Annotated in this window: 20 protein-coding genes; 8 read left to right on the top strand and 12 right to left on the bottom strand. The window is 57.6% G+C overall.

Going from position 1 to position 21,735, the window contains the following annotated elements; translation table 11 throughout:
• Nucleotide 1: 1 nt before the first annotated feature.
• The 6 genes from HMPREF1257_RS04685 to HMPREF1257_RS04660 all read right to left on the bottom strand — a co-directional run bounded on the left by HMPREF1257_RS04685 (nt 2) and on the right by HMPREF1257_RS04660 (nt 5,141).
• Nucleotides 2-967 carry a Ppx/GppA phosphatase family protein gene (locus tag HMPREF1257_RS04685; RefSeq protein ID WP_023026138.1) on the bottom strand — a complete coding sequence of 322 codons (966 nt, stop codon included), beginning with the start codon at nt 965-967 and terminating at the stop codon, nt 2-4.
• 9 nt (nt 968-976) lie between these two features.
• Entirely contained in the window at nt 977-1,525 is a 549-nt protein-coding gene (locus tag HMPREF1257_RS04680) for a DUF501 domain-containing protein (RefSeq protein WP_023026136.1), read from the bottom strand.
• An 8-nt stretch (nt 1,526-1,533) separates the two neighbouring features.
• On the bottom strand, nt 1,534-2,094 hold the full coding sequence (locus HMPREF1257_RS04675; protein ID WP_023026134.1) for a septum formation initiator family protein: 561 nt from the start codon (nt 2,092-2,094) through the stop codon (nt 1,534-1,536).
• 234 nt (nt 2,095-2,328) lie between these two features.
• Complete coding sequence (gene eno, locus HMPREF1257_RS04670) at nt 2,329-3,606, bottom strand: phosphopyruvate hydratase (protein ID WP_023026132.1); 1,278 nt, start codon at nt 3,604-3,606, stop codon at nt 2,329-2,331.
• 92 nt (nt 3,607-3,698) lie between these two features.
• The gene (locus HMPREF1257_RS04665; protein ID WP_023026130.1) at nt 3,699-4,460 is read right to left on the bottom strand and encodes a lytic transglycosylase domain-containing protein; all 762 of its coding nucleotides are present in this window, start codon (nt 4,458-4,460) and stop codon (nt 3,699-3,701) included.
• Nucleotides 4,461-4,550: 90 nt separating this feature from the next.
• Nucleotides 4,551-5,141 carry a MazG nucleotide pyrophosphohydrolase domain-containing protein gene (locus HMPREF1257_RS04660; RefSeq protein WP_023026128.1) on the bottom strand — a complete coding sequence of 197 codons (591 nt, stop codon included), beginning with the start codon at nt 5,139-5,141 and terminating at the stop codon, nt 4,551-4,553.
• A 69-nt stretch (nt 5,142-5,210) separates the two neighbouring features.
• On the opposite strand from HMPREF1257_RS04660, the gene HMPREF1257_RS04655 reads away from it, so the two are divergent.
• From HMPREF1257_RS04655 to nadC, 3 genes are all read left to right on the top strand, one after another.
• Nucleotides 5,211-6,686, top strand: coding sequence for an amino acid permease (locus HMPREF1257_RS04655; RefSeq protein WP_023026126.1), 1,476 nt, complete (start codon nt 5,211-5,213; stop codon nt 6,684-6,686).
• A gap of 152 nt (nt 6,687-6,838) precedes the next feature.
• A complete protein-coding gene (gene nadA / locus HMPREF1257_RS04650; protein ID WP_051138381.1) occupies nt 6,839-7,837 on the top strand; it encodes a quinolinate synthase NadA in 999 nt (332 codons plus the stop codon).
• Nucleotides 7,838-8,773, top strand: coding sequence for a carboxylating nicotinate-nucleotide diphosphorylase (nadC, locus tag HMPREF1257_RS04645; RefSeq protein ID WP_023026121.1), 936 nt, complete (start codon nt 7,838-7,840; stop codon nt 8,771-8,773).
• A 41-nt stretch (nt 8,774-8,814) separates the two neighbouring features.
• On the opposite strand, the gene mfd is transcribed toward nadC, so the two are convergent.
• Both mfd and HMPREF1257_RS04635 read right to left on the bottom strand, forming a co-directional pair.
• Entirely contained in the window at nt 8,815-12,456 is a 3,642-nt protein-coding gene (gene mfd, locus HMPREF1257_RS04640) for a transcription-repair coupling factor (RefSeq protein WP_023026119.1), read from the bottom strand.
• The gene (locus tag HMPREF1257_RS04635) at nt 12,457-13,074 is read right to left on the bottom strand and encodes a TetR/AcrR family transcriptional regulator (RefSeq protein ID WP_023026117.1); all 618 of its coding nucleotides are present in this window, start codon (nt 13,072-13,074) and stop codon (nt 12,457-12,459) included.
• A 644-nt stretch (nt 13,075-13,718) separates the two neighbouring features.
• Here HMPREF1257_RS04635 and HMPREF1257_RS04630 point away from each other — a divergent pair.
• Complete coding sequence (locus HMPREF1257_RS04630) at nt 13,719-14,993, top strand: IS30 family transposase (RefSeq protein WP_232208522.1); 1,275 nt, start codon at nt 13,719-13,721, stop codon at nt 14,991-14,993.
• Nucleotides 14,994-15,404: 411 nt separating this feature from the next.
• Nucleotides 15,405-15,830, top strand: coding sequence for a hypothetical protein (locus HMPREF1257_RS04625; protein WP_023026113.1), 426 nt, complete (start codon nt 15,405-15,407; stop codon nt 15,828-15,830).
• A 250-nt stretch (nt 15,831-16,080) separates the two neighbouring features.
• On the opposite strand, the gene HMPREF1257_RS04620 is transcribed toward HMPREF1257_RS04625, so the two are convergent.
• The 3 genes from HMPREF1257_RS04620 to HMPREF1257_RS04610 all read right to left on the bottom strand — a co-directional run bounded on the left by HMPREF1257_RS04620 (nt 16,081) and on the right by HMPREF1257_RS04610 (nt 19,190).
• Nucleotides 16,081-16,545: a hypothetical protein gene (locus tag HMPREF1257_RS04620; protein WP_023026111.1), complete on the bottom strand. Its 465-nt coding sequence runs from the start codon at nt 16,543-16,545 to the stop codon at nt 16,081-16,083.
• A 585-nt stretch (nt 16,546-17,130) separates the two neighbouring features.
• Entirely contained in the window at nt 17,131-18,096 is a 966-nt protein-coding gene (locus HMPREF1257_RS04615; RefSeq protein ID WP_232208523.1) for a DUF4300 family protein, read from the bottom strand.
• 185 nt (nt 18,097-18,281) lie between these two features.
• Nucleotides 18,282-19,190, bottom strand: a complete 909-nt coding sequence (locus HMPREF1257_RS04610) for an NAD(P)/FAD-dependent oxidoreductase (RefSeq protein WP_034659296.1) — start codon at nt 19,188-19,190, stop codon at nt 18,282-18,284.
• Nucleotides 19,191-19,451: 261 nt separating this feature from the next.
• Between HMPREF1257_RS04610 and HMPREF1257_RS04605 the strand changes: the two genes are divergently transcribed.
• The 3 genes from HMPREF1257_RS04605 (at nt 19,452) to HMPREF1257_RS12370 (ending at nt 20,877) form a co-directional block, all read left to right on the top strand.
• The gene (locus HMPREF1257_RS04605; protein WP_156904668.1) at nt 19,452-19,892 is read left to right on the top strand and encodes a hypothetical protein; all 441 of its coding nucleotides are present in this window, start codon (nt 19,452-19,454) and stop codon (nt 19,890-19,892) included.
• 89 nt (nt 19,893-19,981) lie between these two features.
• A complete protein-coding gene (locus HMPREF1257_RS04600) occupies nt 19,982-20,608 on the top strand; it encodes an Ltp family lipoprotein (RefSeq protein WP_023026102.1) in 627 nt (208 codons plus the stop codon).
• A gap of 119 nt (nt 20,609-20,727) precedes the next feature.
• Nucleotides 20,728-20,877, top strand: coding sequence for a hypothetical protein (locus HMPREF1257_RS12370; RefSeq protein ID WP_023026100.1), 150 nt, complete (start codon nt 20,728-20,730; stop codon nt 20,875-20,877).
• Nucleotides 20,878-20,915: 38 nt separating this feature from the next.
• Here HMPREF1257_RS12370 and HMPREF1257_RS04595 read toward each other — a convergent pair whose 3' ends face one another.
• Complete coding sequence (locus tag HMPREF1257_RS04595) at nt 20,916-21,632, bottom strand: trimeric intracellular cation channel family protein (protein WP_023026098.1); 717 nt, start codon at nt 21,630-21,632, stop codon at nt 20,916-20,918.
• Between the last annotated feature and the right edge of the window lie 103 nt (nt 21,633-21,735).

The raw sequence follows: 21,735 nt of genomic DNA, 5'->3' as shown, positions 1-21,735 counted from the left end.
GTTAATGGGGGGTCGATTCACTAACCAGACCAGCAATGATGCCGTCCAGGATGTCTTTTTCGCTGATGAAGAAGCTACGTGCATCGCTGGTGCGCTCGATGAGCTGCATGATTCCCTCAACTGCCACTGCCCCACCGCCAATGACATCGGCGCGGCCGGGGTGAATGACCGGATTTAGGGCGCGCTCTTCCGAGGGAATGCTGACGAGTTGCTTGAGCAGCACCCGCAGGGCGTCGAAACGCAGCTCCGAGCCGTGGATCGCATCGGGGTCATAGCGCTCTAGCCCCTGGGCCAAGGCGGATAGCGTGGTAAATGTGCCTGCACAACCCACAATGGTGCGCGCCTTGGACATGGGGACGATCTTTTCCACCTCGCCCATACGCTCTGCCACGTATTCGGAAGCGATCTCGATTTCTGATTCCGTGGGCGGATCGGTGCGCATGATGCGTTCTGTCAAGCGCACACAGCCCATGTACGCAGAGTGCGAACCTAGAATCTCTTCATCGGCGGTGCCCACGACGAATTCGGTGGAACCGCCGCCCAAGTCAATGACGCAGAAGGGGCCGCGATCCGGCTCCATATCGGCCACCGCGCCGTTAAAGGACAGAAGCGCTTCTTCTTCGCCGGAGATAACCTCCGCCTTGGCGCCGGATTCGATCTGGCCCAGAAGCTCAGCAGTCATATCGAAAAACTCCTGCTGGTTCTTCGCATCGCGGGTGGCACTGGTGGCCACCATGCGCACGCGGGTGACCTTCTCGAACTTCATCTGACGCACATAGCCTTCCAAGGCCACGCGGGCGCGCTCTAAGGCATCGGGCGCGATTTCACCCGTTGCATCCACGCCTTGGCCCAGGCGAATGATTTCCATGGTGCGGGTGATATCGCGCACCTTGCCGTCTTCATCGATCTCAGAAATCAGCAGGCGAATGGAATTAGTACCGCAGTCAATTGCTGCCACGCGAGTCATGTCTTGCTCCTATTCCGCGTTGGAAAAATCGAACTCCGCCAGGTCAATGCCCAGCTCTTCTACCGTGGGCCAGTCCTGTGGAATCGCTGTACCGCGCAGCTTACCGTGATCGGCCGCCATGGCCACGGCCTCGGTGCCGAGGCGGAAGTGTTGGGGTCCTTCGGCAAGCGCATAGGCAATGAGCACGTGCAGGCACTTCACTCGCTCCGGCATGCCGCCGCCGGAAAAGTCCGTGCCCAAGTCTTCAATCTCGTTGCGCTTGGCCAAGAAATGCTCGTGGGCCTGGTGATAGTCCGCGGCGAGCTCCTTGTCCTCAGCCAGGCGGGACTCCATCCACTTCATCACGTGGGCAACCTCCAGCCGGGAGGCCTCCGCGGTCAGGCGGGGATCGGTGAGGTAATACAGCGTGGGAAATGGGGTGCCATCGGGCAGCTTGGGGGAAGTCTTAATCACGGCCGGTTGGCCGTCCGGCGTGCGAAAAGATACCTCCAGCACGCCGCGTGGGGTGCGGCCCAATTGCTCGGAGACGATGGCTAAATCTGCATCAGTGACGGTCATGCGAACAATTATCGCACATCGCCGCTTTCCTCAGGCGCTGGCTCAATCGGCAGGTGCTGCGACTCGCTCGCTGGGGCCTCTTCTTCTGGCGGCTGCGCCACCGAATCCCACAGCACCTCAAACCATGGGCGCGAATCTTCCTGCGCCTGACCATCGGTAGTGACCTGGTTATCGGGCTGAATATTAGGATCGAGGATGCGGTACGCGGTCTCGCCCTGCTCCACCACGCCGAAGCGCCGCCGGGCTTCCTGCTTGATATAGTCGTCGGATTTATATTTATCGATCTCTTTTAGCAGGGCGTCTTTCTCATCCTGCTTCGCTGCAATCGATTCATTAAGCCGGGCGATTTCGGAGCGGCCGTGGTAGTAATTGCGCAGCGGAACCGCGATGATGACGAGCACCACCAGCACAAAAACAACGATGACGGTCATACCAACGATGCTCATGCGATCGGGCTTGCGGTTCTTCTTTTCCTGCGCCCGCTGGGATTTGCGGATATCCGCAGCACGCGAGGCCACCGGAACCCTGGTGCGGCTCCGGCGGCGCTCCGTCTTCTTCTCACGTGCCATAGGGTTACTATCCTAGCGCCGCCACACCAGTAACAAGGGCGTGGCACGCGCGGAAATTCACCAACTTTCTCGGGCGATCTCATCGCCCGAGAACTGTGCTGTGCAATGGGCCCTCCGCGGACTCCCTGCGCAGAACTAGGGACACAAAGAGGAAGTCCCCGCCGCACCTTTGTGGGGTGCAACGGGGACCGAATTTCCTAGCGGCGTCTAGCTTCTAGACTAGACCGCTAGGCCTTAAGCATTGAAGCGTGGGAAGGCGGAGCGGCCGGCGTAAACGGCGGCATCGCCAAGCTCCTGCTCAATGCGCAGCAGCTGGTTGTACTTAGCCACGCGCTCGGAACGGGCCGGGGCACCGGTCTTGATCTGGCCGCAGTTAAGGGCAACAGCCAAGTCCGCAATGGTGGTGTCCTCGGTCTCGCCGGAGCGGTGGGACATCATGGTGCGGTAACCATTGCGGTGCGCAAGCTCTACCGCATCGAAGGTCTCGGTCAAGGTACCAATCTGGTTGACCTTTACCAGCAGCGCGTTGGCTGCCTTCTTGTCGATGCCCTCCTGCAGGCGAGCCGGGTTGGTGACGAAGAAGTCATCGCCGACGATCTGGACCTTATCGCCAATGGCGGCGGTCAGGGTGGTGTAGCCTTCCCAGTCGTCTTCCTGCAGCGGGTCCTCGATGGAAACGATGGGATACTCGTTGATGAGTTCCTCGTAAACCTTGGACATCTCCTCAGCGGTGTGCTCGCCGCCTTCGAAGTGGTACTTGCCGTCCTCGTAGAACTCGGAGGAAGCAACGTCAAGGGCCAAGGCAACGTCCTTGCCCGGCTCGAAACCGGCCTTCTTGATGGCCTCAACGATGACGTCGAGCGCAGCGCGGGTGGAATCGACGGAAGGAGCAAAGCCGCCCTCATCGCCCAAGCCGGTGGACAGGCCCTTGTCCTTCAGGACGGCCTTCAGGGAGTGGTACACGCCAGCACCGATGCTGAGAGCCTCGGTGAAGGTCTCTGCGCCGATGGGAGCAATCATGAACTCCTGCACGTCCACGCCAGAGTCAGCGTGGGAACCGCCGTTCAGGATGTTCATCATGGGAACGGGAAGAACGTGAGCGTTGGGGCCGCCGATGTAGCGGTACAGCGGCAGCGCGGCGGACTCGGCGGCAGCCTTTGCAGTAGCGATGGATACACCGAGGATGGCATTGGCGCCGAGGCGGGACTTGTTGTCCGTGCCGTCCAGCTTGATGAGCGCCTGGTCAATGAGGCGCTGATCATCGGCTTCGAGTCCAGCGATCTCATCGCCGATTTCCTCGTTGATGTTCTCTACGGCCTTCTGCACGCCCTTGCCCAGGTAGCGGTCGCCGCCGTCGCGCAGCTCGTGTGCCTCATGCACACCGGTAGATGCGCCGGAGGGAACGCCGGCAACGCCGTGGGCGCCGTCGTCCAAGAAGACCTCGGCCTCTACGGTCGGGTTACCGCGGGAATCCAGAATCTCGCGTCCAAATGCGTGGATGATACCAGCCATGCTGTAACTCACTCCTTATAGATGATGTTCGTCGCTGAGCCACTTAGTTCAGTTACAGGCCCAATTGTTCCAGAAAACCGCCACGCGTGAGGCTAGCGAGCCGATTGCGGTACCGAGTAGGCATTGGCCGCGTGGGCTACCTTGTCCAGATATTCCCTGGACTGGTTGTAATTTAAGATGGCCTCTTCCCACTGATCCGGGTCACTGAGATCCCTATCACCAAAGCACAAGAGGTTCGCCGCTCCCAGGGCGGCATCGTCAATCTGGTTCGGATCAGCCTTGCCATCGCCATTGGCATCGCCGCCGGCGGACTCCCACGAGGTAGGGATGAACTGCAATGGACCTACCGCGCGGTCAAATTCCGTATCGCCGTCGATTTCGCCGTTATCGGTATCCGGGGTGTGCGCGGTGTTATTCGCACCATCCAGGGTGATGCCGACGATCGGCGGCTGCGGGTAGCCGTTGTCATCCAACTTGGAGGACTTAAACCAACTGCCGTTATAGGTACCGTGTCGAGTTTCTACAAAGCCCAAGCCCGCCAGGGTATTCCACCGCAAATTGCACCCCGGGTACTGCTGCCGGGCAATAAGCTCCGCATTGCCATAGGCGCGCAGCGCCTGCGGTGGGATATCGGTGGCCTCCGCTAGATCCGATGCCCAGTGCGTTAGCTTATCGGCCGTGCGCCCCGGCGCGTTGACATCGATATTCGCCACCTCTTTTCCGCCTACGGGCGGGGTGGCATCCGGGACCGAAGAATCATCGGACGAATTAGTCACAATTAGCCCCATCACCAGCGCAATGATGATCACTACGGCTAGCCCGCAGCCCCCGATTGTTCGCAGCAGCCTGTTCATGAGTAGCCATCCTACTAAGTGAATTTCACCCCGCCGGATAACTACACGCGCCCGCCGCGCGTAAAAGTCGCTGAGCCTTTCGTCCCGCTTTTACTCTCGCGATTTCCCCTCCGCCCAGAGGCGGTTTTGTTCTTCTACACCTACTAATTCCGCCGTGCCGTCAAAGAGGTACGGCGCGCGGGAGCGCATCTTGCGCACGAAGCTGGCGGCGACATCGTCTAGCGAGAAGGTGGAAATCTCGGCGTGAAAAAGCACCTGCAGGAAGATATCCCCTAGCTCTTTGAGCAAATCCGCCTCGGGCGCGCGCTGGCGCACGGCCGCCGCAAATTCCCCTGCCTCCTCTTCTAAGTACGGCAGGAGGGATTCATGGGTCTGCTCGCGTTCCCATTCACCGATGCGGCGGGCCGTCGCCATAGCTCTGCGCGCCTGCATCACGGGATCCTCGAGCGACTCGGCCCTAATGACCTGCTCCCCGGTGGCAATGCGCGCCTGGGTTTCTGGATCGTGTTCATCGGTGGTGACCAAGGTACCGGTGGGATCGTCGCCGCTTAGGAGATCCGAAAAATTCCACCGCACTGATACCGGCACTTCCCCGGTGAACTGAACGGGTCCATATAACCTGCCATAGGCGCGCATGGGGATCATGGTGGGCCAGCGTTCATCGAGCAACAGGACTGTCATAGCTACAAAGTCTATCCCGTGTGTTTTCTCAAGTTCCCTTTAACGGGGCGGGCGCGGTACTTTAGGCCAATGACCTCCAGCCAAAATAAGTCCCACTCGGTGTCATTGTGGACGCTTGTCGCGCTGATCATCGGATCCACCGTCGGCGCGGGCATATTTTCGCTACCCCAAAATATTTCCTCCGTGGCAGGCCCCGGTGCCATGCTCATCGGTTGGTTGGTGGCGGGAATCGGCATGCTGTCCGTTGCCTTTGTCTTCCAGATTTTGGCGTACCGCAAGCCCCACCTGGATTCCGGCGTCTATTCCTACGTGCGCGCTGGCTTGGGTGATTTCATCGGCTTTACCTCCGGCTGGGGCTACTGGTTGGGCTCGGTGATGGCGCAGGTGGGTTATGCCACGCTGTTTTTCAATACGATTGGGCATTACCTGCCGCTTTTCGATGCCGACCACCAGTGGCCGTCTGCCATCGCCGTCTCCCTGCTGTCATGGGGCATCTTCGCCGTTTTGGCCCGCGGGGTGCAGCAAGCCGCATTCATGAACCTGGTGACCACGATTGCCAAGATCGTCCCCATCTTGGCCTTCATCGTCTTAGTCGCGTTCATCGGCTTCAGCTGGGATAAATTCACCTTGGACTTCTGGGGCCGAAATTCCAATGCCAGCGTCTTTGAGCAGGTCCAGGGCATCATGCTCTTTACGGTCTGGGTCTTTATCGGTGTAGAGGGCGCCTCCGTCTATTCCAAGCAGGCCGCTAAGCGCACCGATGTTGGCCGCGCCACCGTCATTGGCTTCTTCTCCGTGCTGGCGCTCTTGGTCTCCGTTTCCACGTTGAGCTTTGGTGTGATGACGAAGGAGGAGCTGGCCGCACTGCCGGATAATTCCATGGCCTCGGTGCTCACAGAGGTAGTCGGTCCCTGGGGCGGCGCGCTGATTTCCATCGGCCTGTGCCTCTCGGTCCTCGGTGCCTACGTTTCCTGGCAAATGTTGTGCGCTGAGCCCATCGTCATGATGGCCATCGATGGCCTTATCCCCCGCCGCATCGGCACCATCAATGTGGCCGGCGCCCCGTGGGTAGCCCAGTTGATTTCCACCTCTGCCATCCAGATCTTCATCGTCGTCTTCTACGTCAATGAGGCGTCTTATGCCGCGATGGTGCAGCTCGCCACCATCATGTACCTCCTGCCCTATATCTTCTCCTCGCTGTATCTGTTGCTGCTAGCGATACGCGGCAAGGGCGTGCCCCACCCGCACGCCGGGACGCGCTTCGATCTGTCGGGGCCGGATATTCCCAGACGCGAAAACCGGCGCCACTTTGGCATCGCGCTGGTGGCCTTTGTGTACTCGCTGTGGCTCATTTATGCCGCCGACCCGGTTTATATTCTCTTCGGTGCCCTCGCCGTCGTGCCGGGAATTATCCCGTACGTGCTCACCCGCCTATCGCGCCGCGAGAAGCTTTTTAATGGATTTGAGTGGTCAATCGTCATCATGGTGCTGGTGGCCGCCACCATCGCCGCGGTCGGCCTCGCCCAAGGATCGCTGGAGCTCTAATCACCTGCCCTATCAGCCGGGCCAGATCGGTGCCCTCACCCCGCCATCGCAAGTGGTCTTGAACACAGACAGTTTAGTACAGTTATAACACCCCACTAATTCCTGTGACTATCACTTTTGGAGCACTTGTGACTCAAAGCAATGTTAGCGTCATGCCCTCTGCCACTCCCGCTGGTTCGGACCCCGCGGCAGGCAAGGCCTGGGCGGAGCGGATTAAAGAGTTGGCGGAGCAGCGCAATGCGGTGATCCTGGCGCATAATTACCAGATCCCGGAGATCCAAGACGTTGCCCACCACACCGGCGATTCCTTGGCGCTGTCCCGCAAGGCGGCGGAAACCGATGCAGATATCATCGTCTTTTGCGGCGTGCACTTCATGGCGGAATCCGCCAAGATTCTTTCGCCGAATAAGAAGGTCCTCATCCCCGATGAGCGCGCTGGGTGTTCCCTGGCGGATTCCATCACCGCCGATGAGCTGCGCCAGTGGAAGTCAGAGCACCCCGATGCCCTGGTGGTCAGCTACGTCAATACCACCGCCGAGGTCAAGGCGCTGACCGATGTCTGCTGTACCTCCTCCAATGCCGTCGACGTGGTCAACTCGCTGCCGGCGGATAAAGAGATCCTCTTTTGCCCAGACCAGTTCTTGGGCGCCTACGTCAAGCGCGAGACCGGCCGGGAAAATATCCGCATCTGGGCCGGTGAGTGCCACGTACACGCGGGCATCAGTGCCCAGCAGCTGACCCAGCAGACCCAAGACAACCCGGACGCGGACCTGTATATCCACCCGGAGTGCGGCTGCTCCAATTCCGCGTTGTACCTAGCCAACGAGGGCTTGGTGCCACAAGAGCGCGTACACATGCTCTCTACCGGGCAGATGATCACCCAGTCCCAGAAGCAGCCGCAGAACAAGGTGCTCGTTGCTACTGAGACCGGCATGCTGCACCAGCTACGCCAGGCCGCGCCGGACATCGATTTCCAGGCCGTCAATGACCACGCCGAGTGCAAGTACATGAAGATGATCACCCCAGAGGCCCTGGAGCGCTGCCTGATAGAAGAGACCGATGAGGTTACGGTGCCAGAAGACATCGCGAACGCGGCGCGCAAGTCCCTCGAGGCCATGATTTCCATTGGCAACCCCGGCGGGGGCGAATAAATGGACAACCTGCGCCTGCCGGATTGCTCTGCGCTCATTGCCACGGCCTTGGATGAGGATTTCGCTTACGGGCCGGATTACACCTCCCTGGCCACGGGGCCGGGTAAGGCCCGCTGCACGGCGGAGTTCACCGCGCGCGAGGCCGGCACCATCGCAGGCTTGGGCCTTATCGAGCAGGTCTTTGACGCGACCGCCCAGCGTTTAAGCCAGTGGGGCGTGGATACAGGCGCCGCGCTTGCCGATGCCCCGACCCCCACCATCACACTCCGCTCCACCGACGGCGACCGCGTTGCCCCAGGCCAGGTCATCGCCACGGTGCAGGCCCCTACCCTCTTGGTGCTCGCCGCTGAGCGCACCATGCTCAATATGGTCTCGCACGCAAGCGCCATCGCGACGCAGACCCGGCGTTGGGTCGATGCCATCGCGGCAACGGCGGAGGAAACGGGGACTCCGGATAGCATTAAGCAGGCAAAGGTACGCGATACCCGCAAGACCCTGCCTGGCCTGCGCGCGCTGCAGAAATACGCCGTGCGCGCCGGCGGCGGGGCAAACCACCGCATGGGCTTGGGCGATGCCGCCATGATTAAGGACAATCACGTGCTCGCCGTGGGCGGCAGCGTGTCCACGGCCCTGCGCCGCGTGCGCAAGCATGCCCCGGATATCCCCTGCGAGGTCGAGGTCGATACCTTGGACCAGCTCGAGGAGGTCCTCCCGCTGCACCCGGATATGGTGCTGCTGGATAACTTCGCGCTTGCCGATGTCCACACCGCCGTCCACCGCCGCCAAGCGCTCAGCCCAACCACGGCGCTAGAAGCCTCCGGCGGGTTGCAGCTTGAAAACGCCGGCGAGTACGGCATCTCAGGCGTGGACTATATCGCCGTCGGCGCCCTCACCCACTCGGTGCGCGTGCTGGATATCGGCTTGGACTTCTCCTAAGCGCCGAGGGGCTACGCGCCCTTCGGCTTCTCGCCCATCGGCTACTCGCCTACGCTGATGACCGACCCGGCGCCGGCTTCCTCGCCGGAGACGTTGATGGGTTGGACATCGAAAAGCGCGCTTAAGAAGTCCGCTGCCCACTGGATAAGCTCCTCATCGCGCAGCTTGGGCGAAGTGACATTGCGCCCGGCCTTGGGGAAGGGCACGTTGATGGCCTTGGCCGCAGCGCGGAAGCTCGAACCCGGGTAGAGGCGCTTCAGGCGCACCTGCTTGGAATCCGGCAGCTCCACCGGGTGGAATTTCACGCGGGTGCCCTGCACGGTAATGTCTGCCACCCCGGCGCGGCGGGCTTGGTGGCGCAGGCGCGCCACGGCGAGCAAGCGCTCGACCTCCTTGGGCAAGGTACCGAAGCGGTCTTCCATTTCCTCCCGCGCCGCCGTGAGATCCTTGTTGTCCTGCGAGGCCGCGAGCTTGCGGTAGACCTCGAGGCGCAAGCGCTCGGAGTCGATATAGGACTCTGGGATGTGGGCATCCACGGGGAGATCGATGCGGATTTCCTTCGGGCCCTCGTCTGTTACCGCAGGTGCCTCGCCGCGGGCCAGGGACTTGAAGGCCTCGACGGCCTCGCCCACCAAGCGCACGTAGAGGTCAAAACCCACGCCAGCGATGTGGCCAGATTGCTGCGCGCCCAGCACGTTGCCGGCACCGCGCATCTCCAGGTCCTTCATGGCCACGGCCATGCCTGCACCCAGATCGTTGTTCTGGGCGATGGTGGCTAGGCGGTCATAGGAGGTCTCGGTCAGCGTGGCGCCCTTGGGATACAGGAAGTAGGCGTAGCCGCGCTCGCGGGAACGGCCTACGCGCCCGCGCAGCTGGTGCAGCTGCGACAAGCCCATGTGGTGGGCATTTTCCACGATGAGCGTATTGGCATTGGCGATATCCAGGCCGGTTTCCACGATCGTGGTACAGACCAGAACGTCATACTCGCGGTCCCAGAATCCCTGGACGGTCTTTTCCAGCACGTCCTCGTTCATCTGGCCGTGGGCAACGACGATGCGTGCTTCTGGCACCAAGTCGCGCAGCTCGCGCGCCTTCTTTTCAATATCGGAAACCTTATTGTGGATAAAGAAGGTCTGGCCATCGCGCAAAAGCTCGCGCCGAATGGCCGCTGCGACCTGCTTGTCCTCGTAGGCACCGACATAGGTCAACACCGGGTGGCGATCTTCTGGCGGGGTGAGGATGGTTGACATTTCGCGGATACCGGCCATGGACATCTCCAGTGTGCGGGGAATCGGCGTCGCGGACATGGTGAGCACGTCGACGCTGGCTTTGAGCGCCTTGATGTGTTCCTTGTGCTCCACGCCAAAGCGCTGCTCCTCATCCACGACGATAAGGCCCAAGTTCTTCCAATGCACGCCGGTTTGCAGCAGGCGGTGCGTGCCGACGACGATGTCAATCGAGCCATCGGCAAGCCCTTTAAAGATCTCCGTGGCTTCCTTCTTTGAGGTAAAGCGCGATAGGACCGCCATCTTGACAGGGAAACCGGCCATGCGCTCGCTAAAGGTATCGAAGTGCTGCTGCGCCAGCAGCGTGGTGGGCACCAGCACGGCGACCTGGGTACCATCTTGGACCGCCTTGAAGGCGGCGCGAATGGCGACCTCGGTCTTGCCATAGCCCACATCGCCGACGACCACGCGGTCCATCGGCACCGTGGATTCCATGTCCTCTTTCACCGCGTCGATGGCCAGCATCTGGTCCTCGGTTTCGACGAAGGGGAAATTATCCTCCATCTCCGCCTGCCAGGGGTTATCGGGCGCGAACTGGTGGCCCGGTGCGGCCTGGCGCTTGGCGTAGAGATCCACCAATTCGCCGGCAATCTCGCGTACGGCGGCACGCGCCTTCTTCTTGGTGTTCTTCCAGTCCGAGCCGCCCATCTTGGATAGGTGGGGCGATTCGCCGCCGGTGTACTTGCTAAGCAGGTCCAGCGAATCCATCGGCACCCACAGCTGGTCCGCCGGCTGCCCGCGCTTGGAGGGCGCATACTCCAGCACGATGTATTCGCGCCGGCTGGTCTCATCGCCTGATTGGATGGTGCGCTCGGCCATCTTCAAAAACTTGCCGATGCCGTGCGTTTCATGCACCACAAAATCGCCCTGCTTGAGCGCCAGCGGGTCCACCTTATTGCGGCGCTTGGCCGGCCGCCGCTTAGCGTCTGCAATATCGCCAACGCGGTTACCGGTCAGGTCCGTTTCCGTGACCACGACGAGCGGGAGTGCCTCAGCGTCTTTGAGCTTGCGCACCTTGGGAAAGACCAAGCCGGCATGGCTGAGCGCCTGATACAAGGTGACCTCGCCCGCGCTGGGTTCCCAACCAGGGGTGGCCACCTTGGTGCGAATGCCCTGCTCGGCAAAGCGCTCCACCATGCGCTTAATGGCGCCCTGGGCAGGCGCGATAAACGCCGCGCGCCCGCCAGCATTGGTATGCGCCAGCAGCTGGGCCATCATGGCGTCGATTTCCTTGATATCGCCGCGCGGGGTGGGCCCAGGCTCAAACTCGAGCGGCAGGGTTTCCTCCTCTGGTCCGGCCAACATGCCCGGTGGGGAAAATGTCCACAGCGGCTGGCCGGCCTCGCGAATGGAGACCTCCAAAGACTCAAAGGAGCGGTAGCTCGATCCTTCGGTATCAAGCCCTTCCGTGGACAAGGGGCCATCCGCACCCATGGCGGCGGCCTCCCAGCCTGCGGCAAGGAATTCCGCGTCGGTCTTTTCCAGGTCCTCCACGCGACGCCTGATCTTTTCCGGCGCCACCATTACCACGTGCGTGTCGGCAGGGAGAAACTCGGAAAGGGTGATCAGTGGGGCATCGGAAAGCACGGGCAAAACCGCCTCCATGCCCTCAGCCGGAATGTGTTCGCTGACCTTGGTCAAAAGCTCCACCAGCGCCGGGTTTCCGGTATGCGTCGCCGCCAATGTGGCCGCACGCTGCGCTACCGCATCCGTAATCGGCAGTTCGCGGGCGGTGAAGATATCGACGCGGCCGACCTCGATTTCTGGGATGGTGCGCTGGTCAGCAACAGAGAACTGACGAATATCGGTGACCTCATCGCCCCAAAATTCCACGCGCACCGGGTAATCCAATGTGGTGGGAAAGACATCGATAATGCCACCGCGGGTGGCAAACTCACCGCGCTTGGCCACCATGTCCACGTGCTTATAGGCCCTAAATTCCAGGCTGCGCACCACATCGTCGAAGTTGTACTCGTGCTCTTCTTCCAGGTGCACCGGGGCGCGGCCCTCGATTTCTTGCAGGATGGGCTGGGAGAGCCCGCGCGCGGCCGTAACGATAATGCGCAGGTCATCAATGTTGTGCAGCACCTGCGCGCGCTTGCCGATGATATCCACGCCCGGGCTCAGCCGCTCGTGCGGCAGCGTCTCCCAAGAAGGAAACATTGCGACCTTGTCGCCCATCATGGCGGTAAGCTCCGCGGTGAGATCCTCAGCCTCGCGGCTGGTGGCCGTGACCGCCAGCACCGGCGCGTGGTGGGCCAGGGTGCCAAGAGCCCAAGGGCGCGCCTGATCGATACCCGTAATGTGCAGGTCCTGGCCCACATTGGCCACAAGCCCCTTGAGCTTCGGGTCCGTGGCCGCGACCTTAAGCAGACCTGCCAGCATTGGCGTCGCCATTTACTTCCTGCCTCCTAGCTTGGGCTTAATTTCCATACCGGACAAACCATTCCAGCATAGATTGACTATATGCGTAGCGACGACTTCCTTATCCGGTTTATCCGGGCTGCGCTCATCCAACCACCACTGCGCCGTGGTAGAGACCATGCCAACGAGGGCCTGCCCATAAATATTGGCCAGCTCCGGATTAATACCGCGGTGCTCAAAGGCCTCACCCAAGATATAGGCCACCTGCCCCACTGCGGCATTAAGCAGCGTAGAAAAACTGCGCTCCTCGCCCGGCTTCGAATCGCGTACCAGAATGATGAAACCATCGGTTTCTTCCTCGACGTAATTCAGCAGCGCCATTACGGCCTGCTCAATGCGCTCGCGCCAGCTGCCTTCTTCTAATGAGTCCCTGATGACTTTTTCTAGCGCCAACATCTCCCGATCCACGACTACCGCATACAGGCCTTCTTTGCCCCCAAAATGCTCATAGACCACCGGCTTCGATACGCCGGCGCGGGACGCAATCTCTTCGACGCTGGTGCCTTCAAACCCCAATTCCGCAAAGGCGGCGCGCCCAATGGAAATCAATTGCTCGCGGCGCTCGCGTCCGGTCATTCTCTGTCGAACCATGCCTTCTACCATATCCTTTGCCCCACCCCTACCTAGTAATTTGTTATTTACCCGGGGGCGTCAGGTACGCTATAGCTACAGCAATCGCTGTGGTTCCCCATGGTGTAATCGGCAACACTGCGGTTTTTGGTACCGCCATTCTAGGTTCGAGTCCTGGTGGGGAAGCATTTTCATATCCCTCTCTAAAGGCATAAACGCCAGCGAGAGGGATTTTTGGTTTTCCCATTTCTGTCTTGAGTTCAGAGGGTCGTTGCAACACTTTCCCTTAGGAGGGTGTTGTTGTGCCTGGAGTTGTGGGCCCGTTTCATTCGTTGTCTGAGTCGGATCGTCGTGGCTTGGTCGCCTTGGTTGGCAGTGGGCGTAGTGTTCGTTCGGCTGCTGGTGAGCTTGGCTGTCATTACGCGCATGCTTTGAATTTTTGCCATTCTCACGGATTGCCAGTCATACATAAAGCCAAACGAGTTGATCGTCGCGGTAGCCAGGCTTTACAGCTTGTAGAACTAGTTCAAGGCGGACTTTCGGTACATCAAGCCGCCAAAACGTGTGGAATGCATCCCACCGCTGCGTATGCCGTTGCTACAGAAGCCGGGTGCCATATCCGGCTATCGAGGTATGCCCGGAAAGTCCGCCAAACACAGTTAAGGGTGGAATACTTACGCCTTCGGTTGGCGAGCTTGCCTGTTGGTGATGCTGGGGCTGGGGTAGGAATTGATCGTCGATTGTCTTTAGACTTCGAAAAAGGACTCATCAAATCCGGAGGGCCACGTAAAGAGTTCATACCTGTCGGCGAGGATGCCACCACGTATAAAAGACTTATGAAAGCGCTGCGCCAACGCCATGACGTCAGCGAATCTGGACGGTTTTGTGCCCCTGCCTTGCCTGGCGGTGTGGATCCGTATAAACGCATCAGTGATCGCTATATTTGCTTTGAAGAACGCGTTATTATCGCCGATCTTCTTCGTGAGCATGTGCCGCTGCGGGAGATCGGTCGCCGTTTAGGGCGAAGTGCCTCGTCAATTCAGCGTGAAGTACGCAGAAACCACAGCGCTGAAGGCCCGTATCGTGCAGAAACCGCCCAGTTAAAGGCTTGTGCGCGTAGGTTGCGGCCGAAAATACCGAAACTGCTGGCCAACAAAAGGTTATGGGACTATGTATGCACACAATTGCGGGCACAATGGTCACCGGAGGAGATTTCCAATCGCCTGCCCATCGACTACCCCACTGATAAGGACATGCGCATTAGTCACGAAACGATTTATGACGCCTTTTATCTACAGTCCAAAGGAAGACTCAAAGACCTCGGCCTGGACTTGCCTACCGGCAGAAAGAAACGCAAGAAACGCCAAACACGCACCACCACACCGGCCCAGCAACGCTTCGTTGACGACATGATCCTCATCGACGACCGGCCAGAAGAGGTTACTGAACGTCTTTTGCCAGGCCACTGGGAAGGCGACCTCATCCTTGGTAAAAATAACCAATCCGCGGTGATCACGTTAGTAGAACGCGTCAGCCGATTTGTTGTCCTTGGCCACCTACCAGGAAGGCATACCAGCAAAGAAGTATTCACAGCCCTGCACAAGGCTGTTGCTGGAATCGATAAAGCTATCTGGTCATCAATTACCTGGGACCAAGGAAGTGAAATGGCTGGCCATAAAGCCTTTACCATGGCCACTGACATTCCCATCTACTTCTGCCATCCAGGATCGCCGTGGGAGAGAGGCAGCAACGAAAACACCAACGGCAGGCTCAGGAGAAACCTACCCAAAAACAGTGACCTGTCCATCTACAGCGCCGAGGACCTAGAGATGATCGCCAACATTCACAACCACAAACCACGCAAAGCACTCAACTGGCGCACCCCAGCCGAAGTCATGACCAACGCCCTGACACGAACCGGTAGTATCAAACCAAAGTAACCGTCATCGTTGCAATGACCCCTAGAATCCGCCTGTGGTCGCAGAAAAGCAGTCACTAAGAGAATCGCCCAACCGTGAAAATCTACCAGCCTCGGGGTCCACTGTATTCAGCGATCACGTCCAACGGTGGCAAATTAGCGCTTCCCTTCCCCTCTCCCTAGGAGCATTCGAGCCACCGGCGGAAATAGGGCAACGCAAATACTCATGATGCAATCCCTCCACGTATGTATTCCCCCCTGTACGCCCCAAGATACGCAGGCGGGTGCACCCAAATCTCCAGCAAAATTGATACACACCTGACGTATTCCTGTGTGTTCCGACACAAAAGCTGAATATTTAATGAATAAGCATTAGTATGTTTCCGGTGTAAACACCCACCTTTTGAAAACAACATTCCACTAAGGAGGAATCATGCTACGCAAAGCATCCGTCGGACTTACCACCTTGGCCATCGCCACCACCACCGCAGTGGCACCGGCACTCGCTGAAGAAACCACTCCCGAAACCACTGCAGCCGAGACCACCGCAGCGGTAGAAACCACCACCGAGACCACCCCAGAGCAGGACGACAACGGTTCCTCCAAGCTCAACAAGGAGGATATCCACAACAAGCTGGACGAGCTTTCCAGCAAGCACCAAGACGACAAGCAGGATCTCGACGCCAAGCACAAAGAGCACAAGGAAAACTTCCACGCCAAGCTCGACGAGCTCTCCAGCAAAACTGATGACTTCAACGCAAAGGCCGAAAAGTTCATCAAGAACATTGACTTCAGCAAAATTCAAGACGCGCTGAAGGTCGTTGAAAAGATCATCGAGATCTCCGCTAAGCTCGCCTAACTTCAACGATCTCCACAATTCCACTAATGCTCTGGGTGTATTCCAACCACCCAGAGCATTTCTCTTTTCTCCATTTGACCGAGCTAACCCCTCTTTGGAGCAAACACCTCCGAGATTAAAGGAATCCGGCCATAAGAAAACCGTCCAGTGCACTACGCGCGCATTGGACGGTCTCGCTGGGTTCCCAAAAGAACCAATTATTGAGTGCTCTGTGTAGTCATAAAGCCAATACAGAAGCGGGGTGACCTATTTAGCGGTCGACGTCAAGGACTAGGCCGTTCCTGTCGATATCGACGTCAACGCCACCAACTTCGACTTCCCAGTAGCCATCATTGTCCCACTTGACCTTGCCTTCGCCGTTGTGGGCACGCTGCAAAACCTGAGTCACTTCATCCTTAGTCAGACCCTCTTCGTTCAGGTCACGCTCTGCTTCACCGGAGTAACCGGTAATTTCGGTGGGCAGGTCGTTGGTGGCAGCGTTGCCACCGCCCTGACCGGCATTGCCACCATTCGCGTTAGCGTCTGCACCAGAGGTGACGGTGACGGTTTCCTTGCCATCATCCTGGTTATTCTGGTTGCTCTGTTCCGCTGGTATAGCGGTCTCAGTGACGGTCACCGGGGCGGAGCTGCCATCATCGCTGCAGGCTGCCAGGGTCAGGCCCAGAGCGGCAGTCGCAGCTGCGATGGAAACGCGGCGGAAATTATTCGATTTCATGTCTTCAACCCTTCTTATGAGTCTTGTGGGTTTTCCCAACGTTTGCTGGGGAGGCGGTGTCCAGCCTCTGAGAACTCCAGCTCGACACGGTTAGTGAGTATACCTATAGCGACATATAGATTACCTATCCTAGCCCTAAAATGTGAGGTATATATCACAGTAGCGTACGGCGTGACGATGGTTATGCTTGCCTTAAAGGAATTAGGCAACCCTTCGAAACCGGGTGTCCCTGCCGAATGCGCTAAGAGCGAGTCACGTGGTTTATTCGGGAAATCGGGATTACAGGTATCAGTCAGAGCTAACAGGGTAAGCCACGGCCATTTGGTTGATGGCTTGTTTCCCGTAACGATGCAGCCGCAACGACACGCTCCGTTTAGACCGCGCATCGCTTACAAAGAGGAATCGAGTTGCCAGGGTTCTTCTATCACCCACTGGCCCCTGAACATTCAGCAAATGTTAGGATTGGCGGGAAATTACTCCCCGTCGCGAATGTTCAAACTATTCCGCCGTGGTTTGGGCATTAAAGGCCACGCGCCTCCTGGCAGGAAGCAGTTCATTATTGTCACACAGGGTTAAACTGCCCTTTTACTTCTTGGCGTAGCGCATGCCTTCTATCACGTCATCATTGTCAAAGATGACGGGTTGGCCATATTCCAAATCGGGGCCGTCATCGTATTTATGCATCAAGTAATCATTGAGCTGCTGCATATCCTTCACCGTCACCGCCTGATAAGGCATATCGAAGGCAAGCTTCTCCAAGAATAGATAGCCATCCTCATACGGCACGGCAACGCCGGTATGTCCGATAAAAAGCGTGGCCGGTTCCGTCAAGGTATCGTGCGAGAATACCGACACCACCCGAGCATCCGTATCCGCGAACTCGATTCCGCGGTCTTTAAAATAAGCCTTGATATCGGCGATGTGCTGCCCTGGATCTTGCTCCATGGTGGTTTCCACATTCCCATAGAAGGCCTCGAACTTGGCGCGCTCGGCTTCATCAAAGATTTGCTCCGGCGCATTATCTAGGGACTGTTGATCTAGGAATAACAAGGAATCATTGGGATTGTCCTGGTCATCAACGGAAAAGAGCGAATCCGCCAGGGTAAAGGTATTAATGCGGCAATTGGTACCCACATAGTCCGCATGGTGGTCATTCCACGCCTTTGAAATGGCCTCCACATCGTAGTCCGGATCCTGCGTCCCGTAATCCGCGAAGCCTTCGGCCACCATGCTGTCCGTCGGTACAGCAGTGTTGTATTCGTCTACCAATTCAAAAAAGCCGTCGATACTTTCTTGTGGCATTCCGGCATCGGCAAGCGCGGTGCGGGCCACCTCTTGCGATTGCTTATCGACGAGGTTGCTCATCGTCATCCCCGCCAAAAGCTGCGACGCATCGCTATCTGCGGTCGGAATCTCCGTGTGCTGTTCGCTCGCCGCCTTTGACTGCGCGGCAGCACTGGAGGCCGACGCAGATTCGGAATCATTCGCAGCCTGATTCGTGTCACCACTATCTGGGTTCGAGCAGGCCGCCAACAATAAACACGCTGTCACAGTAGGGACAGTCAGGTAGGAAAAGCGCATCATCACATGCTAGCGAAAAATGGCCCACACAAGATAGCCCCTCGAAAAATCGGGTAGCAAGAACTCCCAATGCGTCTCGGTACGACTTTATTAGCTCATTGTGGGGAAGCCACCACTATCCAATCTCCGGTATGAGCAATGAAAGTGTAAATCCTTTAGTAGGAGATATCCTCGTCAAACATCTTCTGAGCCACCTTAATGGCAACGGCGGCTCCAGCACCCATGGCTTGCGGCATTTGGTATGGGGAGCTTATGACATTTCCTGCAGCCCAAATGCCCTCCAGCGACGTCATCCCAGAGTCCGCTTTAACCCAACCGTGTTCTACAGCGCATCCGGCTTGTTTAAGTATTGAGTCATTGGGAACAAATTCCGGACCGGTAAAACAAGCTTCGTATTCTTTCTTTTCCTGCCCAACGTCAAGTACTACGCCGCCACCAAAGCGTTCAGATTCTCTAACCCCTTGCACCAAATTAGGTTCAATTGTGATTCCTAGCGATTCCATAAGGCGTTTTTCTTCCTGGGAAAGATCCAAGCCATTTGGATAGAAAGTCACTCGATCCGTCCATTTAGTGAGCAACTTCGTTATACGGAAAGTAAATGGAGGGTTCTTCCCACCAATAACGACCAGGTTTTTATTTTTTACCTCATAACCATGGCAATAAGGGCAGTGAAAGACCCGGTTGCCCCACAGCTGCGCTACTCCGGGGATGTCTGGCAATTTGTCAGTGATACCTGTAGCTACGATTACATGGCGCGAGTAAACGGCGTCGCCGCTTTCCAATTCGGTTTTCCACCCACGAGTGTCGCCATCAGCAAGAGCAAGCGACTTCGCCATTTGAGAAATAACCTCTCCGCCGAACGACTGAAATTCACGGCGTCCGCTTTCAAGCGTTTGAATAGGCGAAGCTGAATCAAATCCTAAAACTCCGTGGGAATGCTCGCTAAACCTATTTCGTGGCTGATTTGAGTCCACTAATGCGACAGTCCGATTCGCGCGGGCCAAGGTAATAGCTGCAGAAGTGCCCGCAAATCCACCGCCAACGATTACTACGTCCGCCTTCATAGAAATAAGCCTTTCTCTACCCCACTACTGAGCCATCAATAATCGCAAATACCTTAATCTACTTCTTACTCCACTTTAAGCCAAGGAAAGTCGAGGCAATCTACAACTTTCGTACACATAGGCGATTTTCCTTCCTTGCCCGCATGCTTATGTCCAGACCGGTTGATTTAGTTAAACCATTGCTACTTCACACCACAGCTCGATGCCGGGGTGTGCACCGGCAATAATCACTCATTTTCTCTCTTCCGAAAGACCAATGCGTTGGACACCTCTCCTCACCCGTCTCCCTCCCTTGAAAATGCGACGCCACTTCCTTCAGCACATGTGGAAAAGCCGCTTGTAAAGCGGTGGTGGTTCTGGCTATTGCTCGTTGGATCCGCCCTCGTAGCATTAATATTCTTTGATCTTGCCATTTTGAAAATAAGCGAAACCGAAGATACAAAAGCTGCTTTGGATGCATGCCGTGAGCAGGTAACCAGCCGTGCCAAGTATCCCGGTGGAGTCAGTTTTCCAGAAGACATTGACATTCAGTCGTCAGATTCAATCACTGATTCGCCGCGTAGGTACTACGCCTTTGGCCACGTTGATTTCCCCAATGGATTTGGCACTCCAGTCCGAGAATTCTATTCCTGCAACATTGTCGTTGATTTGGGCGATATTCAAGACAGTACCGTCCACGTTGCCAAAGATCCGCTGCGCTAATCGTTCTCGACCACTGCTGCGAACTTGCAGCCAATGTCGGAAAACTTTCCCCTTTTCCTCTCTCACTCACCTTGAAAGGTATCCACACCATGACCTCTCCATCCCCCTATTCCGATAATTCCCAACCGGCTGGTCAACCAGCAGCTGGACAGCCGGCTCCTGAGCAGCCCCAAAAGAAAAAGGGCGGCTGCCTTAAGTGGGGCGCAATCATCATCGGTGTCCTCATCGTTATCGGCATCATTGCCAATTTGGGCGGCAGCGATGATGAAACCAGCGAAAGCTCCACAGACCAGACCACCCAGCAAGGCACTGTAGAGGCCACCCCGGCGGAAGATGCCCAGGAAATAAACCCAGACGACGATGCTCGCGATGAGCAAGACGATCAACCAGAAGAACGAAGCGAAGACCAGGATGTTCCGCGCGAATTCAAGAATGCTTTGAAGAGTGCCAAGGTGTACTCAGATACCATGCACATGTCCAAGCAGGGATTGTACGACCAGCTCAGCAGCGAGTACGGTGAACAATTCAGCCCGGAAGCCGCCCAGTACGCAATTGATAATTTGGAAGCGGACTACCACGATAATGCGCTTCAAACGGCCCGCGATTACGAAGAAATGATGAGCATGTCGCCCAATGCTATCTATGACCAGCTCGTTAGCGAATACGGTGAAAAGTTCACCGCAGAAGAAGCACAGTACGCAGTGGATAATCTGTAGTCGTCCTCCACAAGGCACTCACGCAGTGCCGTCGAGGTGCCTTGCTCTTGCTCGAGGGCGATGCTTATAGTCGCCCTCACTAGCATTGCAGCAGCGTTGCACTCGAAAGGATTCCTGCCATGACCGCTCCACACTCCACGTCTTCCCCGGAACCTGATGATGACGACTCCCGGGAGCCATTGCCCCTGACCAAGGATCCTTTCCTCAGGTGGAGCGTTCTTGTCCTGATTATCCTTACTATCATCGCCATCGTCACCAACCTGCCTTAAAGCTGGCTGCGGTACGGCCCTATGCGCCGTTTAAGCCGCTAGCGCTTGCGCCGGCCGCGGCGGAAGCCTTTTATCTCCGCCTTCTTGGCAATCGCGGCCACCTGTGCCGCGGTGTAGTTCACTGGCGCGACCCCAGCGCGGGGCAGGACCCAGCCCCGCCAGTAGGAAATGATGGCCATGCCACTGCCGACGATCGGGGAAACCACCATGCCCATGGCAAATTGGTCATAGGATGCAAAGGTCACCATGACAATGCCTGTGACGATAGACGGCACTGCGTAGAGGGGGCTGCCGCCGAAAATGGACGGGATTTGTCCAGAGGCGACATCACGGACCATTCCCCCGCCGACGGCGGTTAAGACACCTAAAAACACGCACGGGATCATGGGCATGCCTGCAGCCAGTGCCTTCACGCAACCGGTGGTAGACCACATACCCAAAATGATGGCATCGCCGTGCTCGCGGAAAATCTCCCACGCCTTTCCCTTCAGTTCCATAAGGAAGGCCGTCAGCGCCCCGGCGCAGGCAAGGCCCAAGTACCAGGGATCTGAGATGGCGGCTGCGGGGCCGTCATCGATAAGCATGTCGCGGATCATGCCGCCAGCCAGGCCGGAAAATAAGGCGAGGAAAATAAAACCCACGATGTCGAATTCGCGGCGGCGGGCGATCGTGCCGCCGATGATGCCGTTCAAGGCCACTCCGATCAGATCGAAGGCCTGGTACATCGTGTTGATGAGGGGATCCACGTCGTGCATAACAACTACTGAACATAGCCGATCGCAGCGGTTTCGCCCTTTCCAGGGGTAGGAAGCGAGTAAAGTTGATAGGCGGTCTCTTATGACCGGATTACAGTGTGAT

This window comes from Corynebacterium sp. KPL1814, assembly GCF_000478175.1.
Lineage (GTDB): Bacteria > Actinomycetota > Actinomycetes > Mycobacteriales > Mycobacteriaceae > Corynebacterium.
Note: the sequence above shows the minus strand (reverse complement) of the source record. Positions and strands in the feature narration are given on the sequence as shown.